Raw genomic sequence first — 17,023 nt, 5'->3', positions numbered from 1 at the left:
CAGCATCGCAACGGACAACGCACAAGAAGGCAGCGCATGAAGATTCATATCGCGGGCGGCACGCTGATCGATCCGGTGGCCGGCACCGAACAGCAGCAGGACATTTTTATCGCAGCGGGCAAGATCGTCGCGCTCGGCGGCGCACCCGCCGATTTCCACGCGGCGAAGACCCTCGATGCGCGCGGCCTGACGGTCGCGCCGGGTCTGGTGGATCTGTCGGCGCGGCTGCGTGAGCCCGGTTACGAGCACCGGGCGACGCTCGAATCCGAAATGGCGGCGGCGCTCGCGGGCGGCGTGACGAGTCTTGTGTGTCCGCCGGATACGGACCCGGTGCTCGATGAACCGGGCCTCGTCGAAATGCTGAAGTTTCGTGCGCGCAATCTGAATCAGGCGCATGTGTATCCGCTTGGCGCGCTGACAGTCGGCCTGAAAGGACAGGTGATCACCGAGATGGTCGAGCTGACCGAAGCGGGCTGCATCGGCTTTTCGCAGGCGGACACGCCGGTCGTCGATACGCAGGTGCTGCTGCGCGCGCTGCAATACGCGAACACGTATGGCTTTACCGTATGGCTGCGTCCGCAGGATGCCTATCTTGCGCAGGGCGGCGTGGCCGCGAGCGGCGCGCTCGCGTCGCGGCTGGGTCTGTCCGGCGTGCCGGTATCGGCCGAAACGATCGCGCTGCATACTATTTTCGAGCTCGTGCGCGTGACCGGCGCGCGCGTGCATCTGTCGCATCTGTCGTCGGCGGCTGGCATCGAGCTGATGCGCGCGGCGAAAGCGGAAGGTTTGCCGGTTAGCTGCGATGTGACGATCAATCATGTGCATCTGATCGATGTCGATATCGGTTACTTCGATGCGCAATTCCGTCTCGATCCGCCGCTGCGCTCGCAGCGCGATCGCGAAGCGATTCGCGCGGGGCTCGCCGATGGCACGATCGACGCAATATGCTCGGACCACACGCCGGTCGACGACGACGAAAAGTTGCTGCCTTTCGCGGAAGCGACGCCGGGCGCGACGGGCCTCGAACTGCTGCTGTCGCTCACCGTGAAGTGGGCCGACGAAGCGGGCGTGCCGCTCGCGCAGGCGTTCAAGCGCATCACCACGGCGCCGGCCGGCGTGCTTAAGCTGGCGGCGGGCCGCATCGAAGTGGGCGCCACGGCGGACCTGTGCGTATTCGATCGCGGCGGATACTGGCGGGTCGAGCCGCGCGCGCTGAAAAGCCAGGGGCATAACACACCGTTTCTCGGTTACGAAGTGCCGGCACGCGTACGGGCAACCGTCGTGTCCGGACAGCTGGCGTTCGAACAGCGTTAAAGCCAGCGTGCACGGAAGACTTTCACGATGAAGCTCGCGCTCCGCAAGATACGACTCCTGGTTCATCTGCTGCATGGCATGTGGGTTGTTGCCACGCGTTTCCCGAAGGCCACCGTGCAACAGCGCGACGCACTGAACCGCGCATGGTCGCTGCGGTTTCTGCAACTCGCGGGGATGCGCCTCGTGGTGCACAACGACGCAGCGCGACTCGACGAAGGCGTGCTTGTCGTCAGCAATCACATTTCGTGGATCGACATCTATGTGATCAACGCGTGGCGGCCGACGCGTTTCGTGTCGAAAGCGGAGGTGCGTCAATGGCCGGTGGTCGGCTGGCTCGCGGAGCAGCTCGGCACCGTGTTCCTGCAGCGCGAGAAACGCAGCGACGCGAAACGCATCATGCATGAGCTTGCAGATCATCTCGTGGCCGGCCACGCGATCTGCGTGTTCCCGGAAGGGACGACCAGCGACGGACGCGAATTGCTGCCGTTCCACGCGAACCTGTTTCAGGCGACCGTATCCGCGTCGCGGCCCGTGCAGCCGATCTGCCTTTACTATGAGGATGCGCACGGCAACCAGTCGACGGCGCCTGCGTATATCGACGACCTGTCGCTTGGCGAATCGCTCGATGCGCTGTTGCGCGGCGCGCCGTTGACGGCGCATGTGTATGTTTGCGATCCGCTTGCGCCCGGTGCGGAACGGCGTGTGCTAGCGGCAGAAGCGCAGGCGGCGGTGCAGCAGGCGCTTGACCGTCTGCAGCCGGTGACGGCGAGGCCTGCGCGCGAGGCCGTGGGTGTGCAGCCGCCGGAACCGCGCGTTGACGTGCCGCACGCTTCTCACGCCGGCGACGCGCCCGCGGCGAACGGGCCGCTCACGCAATAACGCTTGCAGCGCGGCTGCATCGGTTCAACCGCGGGCAGCCTGATTGAATTGTATTGAACGAGGCGGCGCGATCGAACGTCCCGCGTCCGCGGGTGTCCGATCGTACAGACACCCCCACCCGATCGAGTACCTTCTGCCGATGTTCGACAATCCCGATTTCTTCCTCTGGACTATCTTCGCCAGCATTGGCGATGCCGCCTTCACGCTGCCGATCGCGCTCGTCTGCGCGATCTGGCTATGGTTCTCGGCGCGCCGCCAGGCCGCGCGCTGGATCGGGCTGCTCGCGATCGGTATGGCGCTGGTCGGCGCGACAAAAATTCTGTACGCCGGCTGCGGCATCGAAATTCCGTCGCTGAATTTCCGCGTGATCAGCGGTCACACCACGCTGTCGACGATGGTCTGGCCCGTGGCGGTCTCGCTGCTGTACCGTTGCGCGGGCGGGCGGGCGCGTTACGGCGTGATGCTGGGCTTGCTGATCGGCGCGGCGACGGCAGTGGCACGCGTGGTCGACGATGCGCATTCAGTGACGGAAGTGGTGGCCGGCTGGATGCTTGGTGGGGTGCTCGCGATTCTGTTTGTGCGCGGCTTCGTGCGTTCGGGTGTGCAGCTCGCCAAACCGCGTTTCGCGGCGCTGGGGCTGTTGCTCGTCGCGTCGGTCGCTTATGGCCGCCATGCGCCGATTCAGGAAGTGATTGAAGCGTATTCGCCGGGGGTATGCGCGCGGTTTTTTCCGGAGCTGGCCGCGCAGGTGCGCCAGAGGTTGTAGCGCAATCTGGTCGCGCCTTCGCGCTTATTCGACGTCCGCCGATGCGCGGCAGCCCGAGCAATCCATCTGCGTGACCGTGCGGAGCGCGGGCTCGCGCGTGAGTCTCACCGCCGATAGCTGATTGCCCCATACACAGCCGGAATCCAATCCGATCACGTTGTCGCGCATCAGCAGGCCGAGCGCGGCCCAATGGCCGAAGACGACGGTCACGTTTTCGGTGCGCCGCGCCGGCACATCGAACCACGGCATAAAGCCCGGCGGCGCGGAATCGAGGCCGCCGCTCGACGTGAAATCCATTGCGCCGTCCGCGTTGCAAAAGCGCATACGTGTCAAGGCGGTGCAGGTCAGACGCAGCCGGTCGATGCCCTTGAGGCTCGGCTTCCAGCGATTCGGCTCGTTGCCGTACAGGCCCGCCAGCGTTTCTTTCCAGTTCGGCGCACGCAGCGCGCGCTGCAATTCGTCGGCGAGTTCGAGCGTTAGCGTCGCGTCCCATTGCGGCGGCACGCCGGCATGCACGAGCAGCATGTCCTGGTCGAAATGCGCGATCGGGCGATGCCGGACCCATTCGAGCAGATCGTCGGCATCGGGCGCCGACAGAATGTCGTCGAGCGTGTCGCCTTTTTTCGGCTTGCGGATGCCGGCCGATATCGACAGCAGGTGCAGGTCGTGATTGCCGAGCACCGTGACCGCGCGGTCGCCGAGCGCGATCAGTTCGCGCAGCGTCGCGAGCGAGCCGGGGCCGCGGTTGACGATGTCGCCGGCGAACCACAGTGGGGTATCGTCGGACGGGGCGGCTTTTGCGAGCAGACGCTGGTACTCGTTGTGGCAGCCTTGCAGATCGCCGAAGGCGAGGGGAGCGGGCCTCGTGGAAGTGGTCATCTGAATTCGGTTCGGGTGAGCGTCACGGCAGTCGTTGCGTGTGCGGAAAAGCACCGACGCACGCGTCGTGTCCAGGCCTTAATGCCGGTGCGGCCGCTCGAGCGATGCGCGTTGCGTCGTGCGTGACGCACCACATAGTGGCACGGTCGCGCGGGTCGCCGTGAGTGCGCCGACTGCACCATATCGCGTGACATAATAGCTGGTTTTAAGAGGGCGCCATGATCGAAGACGCGAGTGGTGAGCTCGCCAGATACATGAGCGTTGGCAACGGAAGACACGCCGCGTGCGGCATCTGACCCGCGTGCTGCGTATTCATCGATCGAACGGCGTGGCCGCGCAATAGTTTTGCATGGGGGTAGCATGATCATCGTGACCGGGGGGGCGGGCTTTATCGGCGCCAATTTCGTGCTGGATTGGCTGCGCGATAGCGATGAGCCGATCGTCAACGTCGACAAACTGACGTATGCGGGCAATGCGGAAACACTGGCGCCGCTTGCTTCCGATGCCCGGCACATTTTCGCGCAGGTCGATATCTGCGATCGCGCGGCGCTCGATGCGCTGTTTGTCACGCATCGGCCGCGTGCGGTCCTGCATTTCGCGGCGGAAAGCCATGTGGACCGGTCGATCAACGGGCCTGGTGAATTCGTGCAGACCAACGTGGTCGGCACCTTCACGCTGCTCGAAGCAGCGCGCGCATACTGGGGCGGCCTCGCGGGCGAGGAGAAGGCCGCGTTCCGCTTCCTGCACGTGTCGACCGATGAGGTATTCGGCTCGCTCAACCCGGTCGATCCGGCTTTCAATGAGCATACGCCGTACGCGCCGAACAGCCCTTACTCGGCCAGCAAGGCGGGCTCGGACCATCTGGTGCGCGCATACCACCATACGTACGGTCTGCCGACGCTCACCACCAATTGCTCGAACAACTATGGGCCCTATCAGTTTCCCGAGAAGCTGATTCCGCTCACTATCATCAACGCGCTGGCGGGCAAGAAGCTGCCGGTCTACGGCGACGGCCAGAACGTGCGCGACTGGTTGTACGTCACCGATCACTGCGCGGCGATTCGCACGGTGCTGCAAAAGGGTGTGCCGGGCGAAACGTACAACATCGGCGGCTGGAACGAACAGGCGAACCTCGACGTCGTGCATACGCTATGCCGCACGCTCGATGAACTGCGTCCGGCGGCAGCGGGTACGTCGTACGCGGCGCAGATCGAGTTCGTGAAGGACCGGCCGGGGCATGACCGCCGCTATGCGATCGATGCGACGCGCATCGAACGTGAACTCGGCTGGCGGCCCGCGGAAACCTTCGAGACCGGTATCAGGAAGACCGTGCTCTGGTATCTCGAACATCCGGCGTGGATAGCAGGCGTCACGAGCGGCAGCTATCGGCACTGGATGGAAACGCACTATGCGGGAACGGTCTAAAGGGGACCATGGGGATGACACAACAAGTCGCACATCAGGTGAGACGTAAAGGCATCATTCTCGCGGGCGGGTCGGGCACGCGCCTGTATCCGATCACGCATGCAATTTCGAAGCAGCTGCTGCCGGTGTACGACAAGCCGATGATTTACTACCCGCTGTCGACGCTGATGCTGGCCGGCATTCGTGAGGTGCTGATCATTTCGACGCCGCAGGACACGCCACGCTTCGAAGCGATGCTCGGCGACGGCAGCCGCTGGGGCATGTCGATCCAGTACGCGGTGCAACCGTCTCCTGACGGGCTTGCGCAGGCGTTTGTGATTGGCCGGGAGTTTGTCGGCGGTGCACCGAGCGCGCTGATTCTCGGCGACAACATTTTTCATGGTCACGATCTCGCACGGCAACTGCGTGCAGCGAATGAGCGCACCGATTGCGCGACCGTGTTCGCGTATCACGTGAACGATCCGCAGCGTTACGGTGTGGTCGAATTCGACGAACAGATGCGCGCGGTGTCGATCGAGGAGAAACCGTCCGAACCGCATTCGCAGTATGCGGTGACGGGCCTGTATTTCTACGATGCAGACGTGTGCGATATCGCCGCCGATATCAAGCCGTCGGCGCGCGGCGAGTATGAGATCACCGACGTCAATTCGCGCTATCTGCAGGCGGGCAAGCTGAACGTGGAGATTATGGGGCGCGGATACGCATGGCTCGATACCGGCACGCACGATTCACTGATCGATGCGGCGACGTTCATTGCAACGTTACAAAAACGTCAGGGACTCGTGGTAGCGTGCCCGGAAGAGATTGCATACCGGAATGGCTGGATCGACGCCGAACAGGTGCTAAGGCTCGCCGAGCCGCTCGCGAAGAATGAATACGGGCGGTATCTGAAGAACATTTTGACGGACAGGGTCGTATGGCAATCACGGTAACGGCGATGGCGCTGCCCGAAGTCAAGCTGATCGAGCCCAAGGTATTCGGCGATGCACGCGGTTTTTTCGTCGAAACCTTTAACGCGCGCGATTTCGCGGAACACGTTCAGGTGGGCGTGGAGTTCGTTCAGGACAACCATTCACGCTCGGTGCGGCACGTGCTGCGTGGCCTGCACTATCAGATTCAGCATCCGCAAGGCAAGCTGGTGCGCGTCGTGGCCGGCGAGGTATTCGATGTCGCCGTCGATATTCGCAAGAGCTCGCCGAACTTCGGCAAATGGGTGGGCATGCATCTGAGCGCCGCGAATCACCGGCAGGTCTGGATTCCACCGGGCTTCGCGCATGGCTTCGTCGTGCTGTCGGAGACCGCCGACTTCCTGTACAAGACCACCGACTACTGGTACCCCGACCACGAGCGGTGCCTGCGCTGGAACGATCCGCAGGTCGGCATCGAATGGCCGATCGACGTCGAACCGACAATGGCGGCCAAAGATGCGCAGGCGCGCTCGCTCGCCGATGCCGAGGTGTTCGCTTGAAGATCATGGTGACAGGCCGGCATGGCCAGGTCGGCTGGGAGCTGCTGCGCAGTCTTGCACCGCTTGGTCAGGTGATCGCCTGCGACCGGCGCGATTTGGATCTGTCGCGGCCGGAGTCGTTGCGCGCGGTAGTTGAACGGTTGCAGCCGGATGTGGTGGTCAACGCGGCCGCCTACACGATGGTCGACAAGGCCGAGCAAGAAGAGGAACTGGCCACTACGGTGAATGGCGCGGCGGCCGGCGCGCTTGCCGAAGCGGCGCGCGACGCGGGCGCGCTCTTTGTCCACTATTCGACTGATTATGTTTTCGACGGATCGAAAGAAGGCGCTTATTTGGAAAGCGACGCGACGAATCCGCTGAACGCGTACGGTCGCAGCAAGCTGGCCGGCGAACAGGCAGTGCGCGCGGCCGGAGGCGACTGGCTCGTGTTGCGTACGTCGTGGGTTTACGGCGCGCGTGGCAAGAACTTCCTGCGCACGATGCTGCGGCTCGCGGCCGAGCGCGACGCGCTGAACGTGGTGGCGGATCAGTTCGGCGCGCCCACGTCCGCGCGGACGATCGCTGACGTCACCGCGCACGTCATATCGCGCGCGCTGGCCGAACGGCGCACGGGCGCGTTCGAGAGCGGTATCTTCCATCTGACGGCCAGCGGCGTGACGAGCTGGCACGGCTTCGCATCACACATCATCGATGCGGCCCGCACGGCGTTGCCTGTGGGCGCGATCGCCGTGCAGAGCGTGAAGCCGATACCGGCTGCCGACTATCCGACGCCCGCGCGGCGTCCGGTCAATTCCGCACTCGACAATACCCGGCTCGAACAGCGCTTCGGCGTTTGCCGGCCGTCGTGGCAGGACGCCGCGCGATGCGTGCTGGACGAGGCGCTCGAACAGATGGGTGCGCAGCAGCTTTCGCGCTGAACCCGCGTCTGCGGGCGTCACGCGAATGTCATTTATTCCTGGGCGGCCGCAATCCAGCCCCGTTAAAGTCCAAAACCCCAAAACACGCATGTTAGAATTGGCGCCTTCGTATGCAGCAGACCAATTGTTAAAGGCAGCCGCCATTTGCAACGAGCTGCCGGTTGGGCCGGGGCGCCGCTAAAGTCATGCAGCGCCCATTCTTTCGTCTATTCAATTGACGCCAACGGCCACATTGTGATCCGGAGACACGCGCACGGGAACTGAGAGAAGTCCGTGCAGCGTTCGTGAATGAAGACGTAGGGACAGACGTCTCAATTGCTGCAACATCTGAGCTTGGATGAATACATGCACGATAGAAAAATTTCAGTCGTCGGACTGGGTTATGTGGGCCTGCCAGTTGCGATTGCGTTTGGCAAAAAGGCGCGCACCGTCGGTTTCGATATCAACACCGCGCGAATCGCCGAACTGCGCAATGGTTTCGATCGCACGAACGAGGTCGCATCCGCCGATCTGGCCGCGGCCGACATCGATCTGACCGCAGACCTCTCCACCCTCAAGCAGGCAGATTTCCATATCGTCGCGGTGCCGACGCCGGTCGACGATGCGCATCAACCCGATCTGACGCCGGTCGTGAAGGCGTCGGAAACCGTGGGCAAGGCGCTGAAGAAAGGCGATATCGTCGTCTACGAATCCACCGTTTATCCGGGTGTGACCGAAGACATCTGCGTGCCGATTCTCGAGCGCCTGTCCGGCCTCACGTTCGGTGTGGATTTCACGGTCGGCTATAGCCCCGAGCGGATCAATCCGGGTGACAAGGAACACACGTTCACGAAGATCCTGAAGGTCGTGTCCGGCTCCGATGCGCGCACGCTCGACATCGTCGCCGAGGTGTATGCGTCGGTCGTTACCGCAGGTGTGCACAAGGCGTCGTCGATCAAGGTCGCGGAGGCTGCGAAGGTCATCGAGAACACGCAGCGCGACCTGAACATCTCGCTGATGAACGAACTCGCGATCATCTTCGATCTGATGAAGATCGATACACTGGAAGTGCTCGAAGCAGCAGGCACCAAGTGGAACTTCCTGAAGTTCAAACCGGGTCTCGTCGGCGGGCATTGCATCGGCGTCGACCCGTACTATCTGACGCATAAGGCCGAAAAGCTCGGCTATATTCCGCAGGTCATTCTGTCGGGCCGCCGCATCAACGACGGCATGGGCGGTTACATTGGCCAGAAAACGATCAAGGAACTGATCCACGCTGGCCACCACGTCGCGAAGGCGAAGGTGACGGTGCTGGGGCTCACGTTCAAGGAAGACTGCCCGGATCTGCGCAACTCGCGCGTGATCGACGTGATCCATGAACTGCAGTCGTTCGGCGTCGAAGTCCAGGTGACCGACCCGGAAGCGGATGCGGAAGAAGCGAAACACGAATACGGCATCGACCTCGTGCCGTTCGACCGGCTCGAGCCGGCGGCGGCGGTGGTCGTCGCGGTTGCGCACAAGGCGTTCCGCGAACTGACCGTCGCGCAGTATCTGACGATGCTGCAGCACGACCCGGTCGTGATCGACGTGAAGGGCGTGTGCGATCGCGACGCGCTGACCGGCGCCGGCGCGCGCGTGTGGCGCCTGTAAGGGGGAACGCGATGACGAACTCCTACGCATCCGTCCAGGAAACCCTGCGCAAGACGCCGCGGCGCTGGCTCATCACCGGGGTCGCGGGCTTTATCGGCTCGAACCTGCTCGAAACGCTGTTGAAGCTCGACCAGCAAGTGGTCGGGCTCGACAACTTCGCGACTGGCCATCAGAAGAACCTCGATGTCGTAAAGTCGCTCGTCTCCGCCGAGCAATGGGCGCGCTTCGCGTTTATCGAAGGCGACATCACGCATCTGGACACCTGCCAGAAAGCGGCGAGCGGCGTCGACTACGTGCTGCACCAGGCGGCGCTCGGCAGCGTGCCGCGCTCGCTGGAAAATCCGCTTCGCACGAACGAGACCAACGTCACCGGCTTTTTGAACATGCTGGTCGCAAGCCGTGATGCGAAGGTGCGCAAGTTCGTGTACGCGGCGTCCAGCTCGACGTATGGCGACCATCCTGGCCTGCCGAAGGTCGAGGATCGCATCGGCAAGCCGCTGTCGCCGTATGCGGTAACGAAGTATGTGAACGAGCTGTACGCGGACGTGTTCGCGCGCAGCTACGGCATGGCGTCGATCGGGCTGCGCTATTTCAATGTGTTCGGGCCGCGCCAGGATCCGAACGGCGCCTATGCCGCGGTGATTCCGAAATGGTTCTACTCGCTGCTGAACGGCGAGACGGTATTCATCAATGGCGACGGCAGCACGAGCCGTGATTTCTGCTACGTCGCGAACACGGTGCAGGCCAACATTCTCGCCGCGGTGGCGGAAGATCCGGCCGCGATCAACCAGGTCTACAACGTCGCGCTCGGCGACCGCACGACGCTCAACGAACTGTTCGAGCATATCCGCGCGATGGTCGCACAGCGGCGCGCGAACATGGACGACGTCAAGCCGACGTACCGCGATTTCCGCGCGGGCGACGTCCAGCATTCGCAGGCCGACATCGCGAAGGCGCGCACGCTGCTCGGTTACGAGCCGACGCACCGCGTGGTCGAAGGCTTGCGTCTCGCGAGCGACTGGTACGCCGGGCTCAGCCGGTAACGCCGGTTTGTCTCGCCTGGCGGCGCGCACGTTTCGTTCGAGTATCCGGGCTGTGGCGCCGCTGCAGCCCGGTGGTACGACCTGAGGCCGTAACAGTTGATCCAGAACGCACGAATCGTTTCAGTTTTTACATTGCTGTCGCAAATCGTCGCATTTGCGCGTACGGCTATTATCGCGTCGGTATTTGGTGTATCGACGTTGATCGATGCGTATAACCTGTCGCTGGTCGTGCCGACGCTGCTTGCCGGCGTGATCAGCGGCTGGATGCAGGTCGGCTTCGTCGGGCGCTATATGGAATGCCGGCGCGATACGAATGAAGTCGCCGCGGTTGCGTTTCGTACCGCGATGGGCGGCGTGCTGGTCGCGATTGCGGTCGCGTCGTCGCTCATCATGCTGATCGGCAATGAGCCGATCACCGCGATGCTGGTGCCGGCCACGTCAGCGTCGACGCGCGTGCAGGCGGACGCGGCGCTGCAGATCATCGCGTGGTCGCTGGTGCTGATCACGTTTTCCGATTACCTCGGGCTGATCCTCAATTGCCACGGGCGCTTCGTTGCGGCCGCCGCGGCGCCGATCGTCAATGCGCTCGTTTCCGCCGGGCTGCTGTTCGTCTGGCGTCAGAAGACGCTCGACACGCTCGTGTGGACGCTGATGCTCGGCTGGATTGCGCAGCTCGTCGTCGTCGCACTGGCCTGCGCGCGCGCGGGCTTGTGGGAGTTTGCCTGGCGGCGCACGGCCGGCGACGACGTGAAGTCGACATTGCAGCTTGCGCTGCCGATATTGCCTGCCGTCGCGTTTTCGAACGGCACGCTGGTGGTGATCAATGTGTTCTGCTCGCATCTGGGCGAAGGCGCGGTCGCGATTTATGGCTACGCGTCGAAGCTGCATGGTGCGCTTACGCAGGTGTTGATTGTCGGTATCGGTACGGTGCTGCTGCCGCATCTCGCGAGCCTGCTCGCGGATGGTCAGCGCGAACAGATCGAACAGCTGTTCCGCCGCATCGGCCGCGCGACGATGCTGATTGCGGTGCTGGCGGTCGCGGGCGTGATCATGCTCGGCCAGCCGGTCATCATGGTGCTGCTCGGGCGCGGACGTTTCGATGCGGCGACGGCCGCAAGCGTCAATAGCGCGTGGACTATTCTGAGCCTGTCGCTGTTTCCGTTTGCGCTTGCCACGTTTTTCGCGAAGCTGTTTCAGGCGATGCGGCAGCCGGTGTTGTTATCGATTTCCGCGCTGGTGTCGCTGGTGGCGACGACGGTGGCCTGTTACTTCGGGCAATCGTTTCTTGGACTTCGCGGTGTGATGCTCGCGCCGTTTGTCGCGCAGGTTGCGGTGTTGGTGTACTTCCTCGCGATGTACAAGAAGAAATTCGGCGATGCGGGCTTTTTGCCCGAATGGGCGCGGGCGGCTGCCTTGTGTGTGGCGATGGTCGTGCCGTCGTGCGTGATCGACTGGCTGGTGCGGGGGTATTTCGATCCGCTCGGGCGGGAAGTGGCGTTCGGGCTGCGCGCGGTGCTGTTTGTCGGTGTGTTTGCCGTGGTGGTGAAGCTGTCGGGTGCGTTTGACTGGATCGCGCGGGTGAATGCGTCATGACGTTCAGCGAACGGCCTCATGTGATGCTGGTTATTTCGAGCCTTGGCGCGGGGGGCGCGGAGCGGGTGATCACGGAACTGGCGGCGTTCCTCGCGGTGAAAGGTTATCCCGTCACGCTCGTTACGCTCGAAGGCGACCGTGCGGATCATTACAGCTTGTCGCCCGATGTGCGGCGCGTACGCATGGACATCATGTGGGAGTCGAGCGGTTTCTTCGCTTCGATCGCCGGCATGCTGCGCCGCTTGCGGATGATCCGGCGCATGGTGCGCGCTGCCGGTGCCGACGTCGTTATCAGCTTCGTTGATATGACGAATATCCGCGTGTTGCTTGCGCTCGCCGGCACACGCATTCCGGTGATCGTCTCCGAACGGACCGACCCGCGCCGCCATTCGATCGGCAGCGTGTGGACCCGACTACGCCGCTATTGCTATCCGCTTGCGGCACGCGTGGTCGTACAGACTGAGGGTGTCGCAGCGTGGGCGCGGACGTGGCTGCCGGCACGCAAAGTGGCGATCGTGCCGAATGCGGTGCGCCGGCCGAGTGATGTGGCAGATAACCGGCCTGCTGGCCTGCCCCATGGAAACATTCTGATGGGCATGGGGCGATTGAGTGTCGAGAAAGGGTTCGACCGCCTGTTGCAGGCATATCACGATTCGGGCTTGCATGAAAAGGGCTGGTTTCTCGTGATTCTCGGTGAGGGCCCCGAGCGCTACAATCTCTCGGGTCTTGCGGAGCGTCTCGGCATCGTCGATCGGTTCTTGCTGCCGGGCTTGCAGGTCAACCCTGATGCCTGGCTCAAGCATGCGGATATCTTCGCGTTGAGCTCGCGGTACGAGGGGTTTCCAAATGTGCTGATCGAGGCCATGCAATGTGCACGTGCGTGCGTTGCGTTCGCTTGCGATAGCGGCCCGGCGGACCTGGTTCGCCATGGACATGACGGTTGGCTGGTGCCGGCGGACGATACCGCTGCATTCGCTGACGCGCTGCGCGTATTGACTGACAACCCGGCTCTCCGCATTGCCTTGGGTGAGGCTGCGACTGACATATCCAATCGACTGACCGGCGACACTGTGTATGGCCAATGGCAGTCGATCTGCGACCAGGTCGCGGCGCAGGACGGTAAAGAGCATGTGCGCTTTAAGCGTGCGGGCGCCGGCGAATGAGTAGAACTGGCGCATAACAGCAACTTCTATGAGCGTAAAAGTTACCAAAGTTTTATTTGTCATTGGCTCGCTTCATCTGGGAGGTGCCGAGCGTCAGATGGCATTGCTCGCGGTTGAGCTGGTGAAGCGCGGCAAAAGCGTGCAGCTCTTTAGCCTCGAAAAGGCCGGCCCGCTGTGCGAGATGCTCGAATCGTCGGGTGTGCGCGTCGTTGACGGTGGCTATCGTTCGACTGCGCCACCGTGGATGAAAGTGCTGATGCTGGTGCGTGCACAGTTCCGTCTGTGCGTTCTTGCATTGACGTGGAAGCCACAGGTAATACATGGTTTCCTGCCGCTGACGAATTTGATGGCAGCACTGGCTGGTCGTTTCGCGCGCGTGCGACGGGTGATCACGTCGCGCCGCGCGCTGGGCCTGCATCAGGAGAGGCGGCCCGGGTGGGCGCGCTTCGATCGGCTCGCGAACCGGCTGTCGACGGTCATCACGGCAAACTCGCAGGCCGTCGCGGCGGATGTCGTTAAACGGGATCAGGTCGATCCCGCCAAAATTGAATGCATCTACAACGGTATTGAGTTTCTGCGCGATGAGAGGGCGGATACCGACCGCGCGGCCTTGCGCAAGAGCATCGGATTGTCCGACACGGATATCGCAATCGTGTCGGTCGCGAATCTGATTCCATACAAAGGGCATAAGGAGCTGATCGAGGCCGTCGCACGACTGAGTCCTGACTGGCCGCATATCAAGCTCGTGCTGATCGGCGAAGATCGCGGCATTGGGGCCGAACTCGATGCGCTGTCGAAGCGCCTCGGGATCGACGAACAAATCGTGCGGCTCGGCAGACGCGAAGACGTCGCGTCATTGCTTGGCGCAATGGACATCGGCGTGATGGCGTCGCACGAGGAAGGCTTTTCAAACGCATTGCTCGAGAAACTCGCGGCGGGGCTGCCAGTGGTCGCTACGTCGGTTGGTGGCAATCCCGAGGCGCTCGAAGGGATGCCGGGCTGCATGCTGGTGTCGCCGCGCAATGCCAATGATCTGATGCGCGGCCTTCAGCATGTTCTTCAACAACAACCTGACCACCAGGGGACGAACGACTCTCAGTACCGGCGCAAGCGGGTGCTGGAACGTTTTTCGGTGGAAAGCATGGTTGCGTCCTACGAAAGGATTTATGGCTAACTGCGAGCGCAACCCGCGGAGGTGAACGATTGAAAGCAAGTCTTAAAGATGTCGATACCCACTTTGCGTTCGGCGAAAACTGGGCGGAATATGCCAATTCAATTACCGATCATCACCTGGAGCAGGCAAGCGCCGGCTTGGAGCGCTTGCTAGGCGGCCAGCTTGAAGGCAAGCGCTTTCTCGATATTGGTTGCGGTTCTGGTGTGCATAGTCTCGCTGCCTTGAAGGCCGGTGTACGCGAAATATTGTCGGTCGACATCGATCCGAATTCCGTCGCGACGACGCAGAAGACGCTGTCGACATTTGCGCCGGGCGGGCCGTTTCAGACGCGGCTCGTCAGCGTATTCGAAATCGACACCACGCTGGCTGGTGAACGTTTCGACCTTGTTTACTCGTGGGGTGTGCTGCATCACACGGGTGACATGAAACTTGCACTTTCCAAAGCGGCTGGTATGGTTGCGCCCGGCGGGCTATTTGCGTTTGCGCTGTACCGGAAGACATGGTGCTGCCCCTTCTGGAAGGTCGAGAAGCGCTGGTATTCGCGTACGAGCAAGGCGCGCCAACACATGGCTCGCAGGCTGTATGAACGTTGGTTCCGCTTTATCGGGCGCCGCTATTACGACGTCGATGAATACATCAGTAACTATTCTGCGATGCGCGGGATGGATTTTCAGATAGATATACACGACTGGCTCGGCGGTTATCCGTATGAGTCGGCATTGCCGGCCGAGGTCGACGCTTTATTGACCCCGCTTGGCTTCAGGTTGGAGAGGAAATTGCTGTGTCATTCATCGGAGACGAGGGTTCATGGACTGCTAGGTTCTGGATGCGACGAGTATGTCTATCGTCGTATTGAAGAGCATTCTTGACTCGACTTTTCCGAGTGCGGAAGGGGTCGCATTTGCAGCATTTTGAGCTCGATATTCGAACCAAAAATTCTACGAATCGATATCGCATTCCCACCGTTGAAGCAAAGTCTGGAAGTGAAACATGTTGAACAGAATGGATCTGCCAACCCGGTCTTATTCTCTCTCGCAGGATCATCTGATCGTTTCGGCTACGCACCTTGTGCTGGCCGTCTATTTCGTGCTGTTTCAGTCCGGCGTGATGAGCTACGTCGGCATGTATTTGCCGACCATCGCGCGGGTGCTCTCGCCGTTGTTTTATCTGTTGTACGCCGCAGCCGCCGTGCTGCTGGCTCGTTTGACGTTGACGCGCTACTGGATGAAGGAGAGGTCCGCGTTTGTGTGGCTGTTCTTCCTGCTTGCGATAGCGCCGCTGCTGTTTGTGCGCGCCCATCCAGGCGACGTCACAAAGAACTACGTCGTCGGTCTTGGCTCGCTCGCGATGTTCACGACAATCGGCTTGTTTGCGGACCCGCGCCGCATCTGCCGGTTCGCCGCGTCGGTGACCGCATTGTTAAGCGTGTTGTGCCTGCTCGACGCGAGTTTTTTGGATGGCTTTACCAACACGCTCGGGCGTGCCGCGACGCTGCTGACGAATCCCAATGTCGCAGCGCTCTCATTGCTGATCGGGGGGACAGGCACGATCTGGTCGTTGACACCGCGCTGGCGCGTGCCGTTCATCGTTCTCGTCGGCGGTGCGGTGTTCGCGACGCTATCGCGCAGTTCGATGTTTATCGGAGCGCTCGTATGCCTGTCGACCATTCCGCTGCTGAAGCCATTCTGGCATCAACGGGCCACCTATCTAAAATCGACGCTTCGTCCGACACTGATCACGTTGCTGCTCACGATCAGCCTGCTGGTTGCGGGCTTTATCAACAACTCGGCATTTGGCGTTGCGACTGGGAATGCCTTCGAAGGTCTGCGGTTCGCAGTCCAGACACTCCAGGAAGTCAAGTCGAAGCAAAAGGCGCGCGGCGGGTCCGACAAGCTGAACGCGATTACCGCGAGCATGGTGAGCGACGCTGAGCGGGAGAACTCCGCATCGGCTCGTGCGATTTTGCTAGAGCGCGCATGGCAGAGCTATCGCCATGGCCCAGCGTTCGGTCAGGGCCTTGAAAAGGCTTTCTCTCTTGCGCCGCACAATACGCAACTGCTGATGATGGTAGCCTTCGGCAATTTTGGCTGGGTCGTCGTGCCGTTACTCATCGCATTGATCTTTTGCATCGGCGGCTGGCGCAAAGGTTTGCCACCTGCGGTCGCTGTCGCCGGAGGCGCATTCTTCTCGCATGACCTGTTGCTCGCCGTTCCCTTGATCGCAAGTCTGGTTGTGCTGCTGATCGGACTGCGCGTTGATCCGGAGGCGGCACCTGCGGTCGAGACGAAAGCGAGCGGCCGGACGCCGATGGCGGTGCCTGTCATCCTTCTCGCGCTGGCGTCGCTTGCCGCGTTGTATGCGCAATCGCACAACCTGCAGAACTACCGGCTGGACGTGCAGGCCAAAGACATCAACGGCCTTGAAGGCCCGCTGTACTATGTGATTTTGCCGGATGCGATGCCCAAAGGGCTGGTGCGCCTGAACACGGTAGACCGCGATATGCAATTGACCGAATCCAGCCGCCCGCTCGCATATTCGAACGAATTCGGCGGCGATCAGGATCTGCTACTCGGCTTCGGGCAATATAGCGTGCGCAATATGTGGCTTTGGTTCGTGCCGGGCGACGGCAGCGATCCCGCGCTCAACGGCAGAACTTATCGGTTTTCCGGACAAGTCATCATCAACCCGGAATTCGTGTGCCTGGTACTGGCCGTGTTGTTGTGGGCCGCGAGTTGGGTCTACCTTGACCGACGTATCGACGTGAGAAAGTGAA

15 protein-coding genes are annotated in these 17,023 nt (G+C 61.9%); 14 read left to right on the top strand and 1 reads right to left on the bottom strand.

Annotation, left to right across the window (positions count from 1 at the left end; genetic code table 11):
* Positions 1 to 36: 36 nt before the first annotated feature.
* The 3 genes from HV675_RS16410 (at position 37) to HV675_RS16400 (ending at position 2,959) form a co-directional block, all read left to right on the top strand.
* Positions 37 to 1,314, top strand: coding sequence for a dihydroorotase (locus tag HV675_RS16410; RefSeq protein WP_175111980.1), 1,278 nt, complete (start codon positions 37 to 39; stop codon positions 1,312 to 1,314).
* A 27-nt stretch (positions 1,315 to 1,341) separates the two neighbouring features.
* Positions 1,342 to 2,193: a lysophospholipid acyltransferase family protein gene (locus HV675_RS16405; protein ID WP_175111979.1), complete on the top strand. Its 852-nt coding sequence runs from the start codon at positions 1,342 to 1,344 to the stop codon at positions 2,191 to 2,193.
* A 139-nt stretch (positions 2,194 to 2,332) separates the two neighbouring features.
* The gene (locus HV675_RS16400) at positions 2,333 to 2,959 is read left to right on the top strand and encodes a phosphatase PAP2 family protein (protein WP_175111978.1); all 627 of its coding nucleotides are present in this window, start codon (positions 2,333 to 2,335) and stop codon (positions 2,957 to 2,959) included.
* Between the two features lie 24 nt (positions 2,960 to 2,983).
* On the opposite strand, the gene HV675_RS16395 is transcribed toward HV675_RS16400, so the two are convergent.
* Positions 2,984 to 3,838, bottom strand: a complete 855-nt coding sequence (locus HV675_RS16395; protein WP_175111977.1) for a symmetrical bis(5'-nucleosyl)-tetraphosphatase — start codon at positions 3,836 to 3,838, stop codon at positions 2,984 to 2,986.
* 360 nt (positions 3,839 to 4,198) lie between these two features.
* Between HV675_RS16395 and rfbB the strand changes: the two genes are divergently transcribed.
* From rfbB to HV675_RS16340, 11 genes are all read left to right on the top strand, one after another.
* Positions 4,199 to 5,263, top strand: a complete 1,065-nt coding sequence (gene rfbB / locus HV675_RS16390) for a dTDP-glucose 4,6-dehydratase (RefSeq protein WP_175111976.1) — start codon at positions 4,199 to 4,201, stop codon at positions 5,261 to 5,263.
* A gap of 38 nt (positions 5,264 to 5,301) precedes the next feature.
* A complete protein-coding gene (rfbA, locus tag HV675_RS16385) occupies positions 5,302 to 6,195 on the top strand; it encodes a glucose-1-phosphate thymidylyltransferase RfbA (protein WP_175112014.1) in 894 nt (297 codons plus the stop codon).
* Positions 6,180 to 6,731 carry a dTDP-4-dehydrorhamnose 3,5-epimerase gene (rfbC, locus tag HV675_RS16380; RefSeq protein WP_175111975.1) on the top strand — a complete coding sequence of 184 codons (552 nt, stop codon included), beginning with the start codon at positions 6,180 to 6,182 and terminating at the stop codon, positions 6,729 to 6,731. The genes rfbA and rfbC overlap by 16 nt, the downstream gene beginning before the upstream one ends.
* Positions 6,728 to 7,648, top strand: coding sequence for a dTDP-4-dehydrorhamnose reductase (rfbD, locus tag HV675_RS16375; RefSeq protein ID WP_175111974.1), 921 nt, complete (start codon positions 6,728 to 6,730; stop codon positions 7,646 to 7,648). The genes rfbC and rfbD overlap by 4 nt, the downstream gene beginning before the upstream one ends.
* A gap of 345 nt (positions 7,649 to 7,993) precedes the next feature.
* Positions 7,994 to 9,277 (top strand): nucleotide sugar dehydrogenase, encoded by a 1,284-nt coding sequence (locus tag HV675_RS16370; RefSeq protein WP_175111973.1) that lies wholly within the window; start codon positions 7,994 to 7,996, stop codon positions 9,275 to 9,277.
* Positions 9,278 to 9,288: 11 nt separating this feature from the next.
* Positions 9,289 to 10,320, top strand: a complete 1,032-nt coding sequence (locus HV675_RS16365) for an NAD-dependent epimerase/dehydratase family protein (protein ID WP_175111972.1) — start codon at positions 9,289 to 9,291, stop codon at positions 10,318 to 10,320.
* A 132-nt stretch (positions 10,321 to 10,452) separates the two neighbouring features.
* Complete coding sequence (gene murJ / locus HV675_RS16360; RefSeq protein ID WP_175111971.1) at positions 10,453 to 11,913, top strand: murein biosynthesis integral membrane protein MurJ; 1,461 nt, start codon at positions 10,453 to 10,455, stop codon at positions 11,911 to 11,913.
* Complete coding sequence (locus HV675_RS16355) at positions 11,910 to 13,076, top strand: glycosyltransferase (RefSeq protein WP_175111970.1); 1,167 nt, start codon at positions 11,910 to 11,912, stop codon at positions 13,074 to 13,076. The genes murJ and HV675_RS16355 overlap by 4 nt, the downstream gene beginning before the upstream one ends.
* 28 nt (positions 13,077 to 13,104) lie before the next feature.
* Positions 13,105 to 14,250, top strand: a complete 1,146-nt coding sequence (locus HV675_RS16350) for a glycosyltransferase (protein WP_175111969.1) — start codon at positions 13,105 to 13,107, stop codon at positions 14,248 to 14,250.
* A 29-nt stretch (positions 14,251 to 14,279) separates the two neighbouring features.
* Positions 14,280 to 15,119, top strand: coding sequence for a class I SAM-dependent methyltransferase (locus HV675_RS16345; RefSeq protein WP_175111968.1), 840 nt, complete (start codon positions 14,280 to 14,282; stop codon positions 15,117 to 15,119).
* A gap of 478 nt (positions 15,120 to 15,597) precedes the next feature.
* Positions 15,598 to 17,022 (top strand): O-antigen ligase family protein, encoded by a 1,425-nt coding sequence (locus HV675_RS16340; RefSeq protein ID WP_175111967.1) that lies wholly within the window; start codon positions 15,598 to 15,600, stop codon positions 17,020 to 17,022.
* Position 17,023 lies beyond the last annotated feature (1 nt).

Source organism: Paraburkholderia solisilvae (assembly GCF_902859875.1).
In the GTDB taxonomy this organism is placed as follows: Bacteria; Pseudomonadota; Gammaproteobacteria; order Burkholderiales; family Burkholderiaceae; genus Paraburkholderia; species Paraburkholderia solisilvae.
Note: the sequence above shows the minus strand (reverse complement) of the source record. Positions and strands in the feature narration are given on the sequence as shown.

Coding starts and splice junctions, on each gene's coding strand:
- HV675_RS16410 (WP_175111980.1), top strand. CDS start 37: ATGAAGATTCATATCGCGGGCGGCACGCTGATCGATCCGGTGGCCGGC.
- HV675_RS16405 (WP_175111979.1), top strand. CDS start 1,342: ATGAAGCTCGCGCTCCGCAAGATACGACTCCTGGTTCATCTGCTGCAT.
- HV675_RS16400 (WP_175111978.1), top strand. CDS start 2,333: ATGTTCGACAATCCCGATTTCTTCCTCTGGACTATCTTCGCCAGCATT.
- HV675_RS16395 (WP_175111977.1), bottom strand. CDS start 3,838: ATGACCACTTCCACGAGGCCCGCTCCCCTCGCCTTCGGCGATCTGCAA.
- rfbB (WP_175111976.1), top strand. CDS start 4,199: ATGATCATCGTGACCGGGGGGGCGGGCTTTATCGGCGCCAATTTCGTG.
- rfbC (WP_175111975.1), top strand. CDS start 6,180: ATGGCAATCACGGTAACGGCGATGGCGCTGCCCGAAGTCAAGCTGATC.
- HV675_RS16370 (WP_175111973.1), top strand. CDS start 7,994: ATGCACGATAGAAAAATTTCAGTCGTCGGACTGGGTTATGTGGGCCTG.
- HV675_RS16365 (WP_175111972.1), top strand. CDS start 9,289: ATGACGAACTCCTACGCATCCGTCCAGGAAACCCTGCGCAAGACGCCG.
- HV675_RS16355 (WP_175111970.1), top strand. CDS start 11,910: ATGACGTTCAGCGAACGGCCTCATGTGATGCTGGTTATTTCGAGCCTT.
- HV675_RS16350 (WP_175111969.1), top strand. CDS start 13,105: ATGAGCGTAAAAGTTACCAAAGTTTTATTTGTCATTGGCTCGCTTCAT.
- HV675_RS16340 (WP_175111967.1), top strand. CDS start 15,598: ATGTTCACGACAATCGGCTTGTTTGCGGACCCGCGCCGCATCTGCCGG.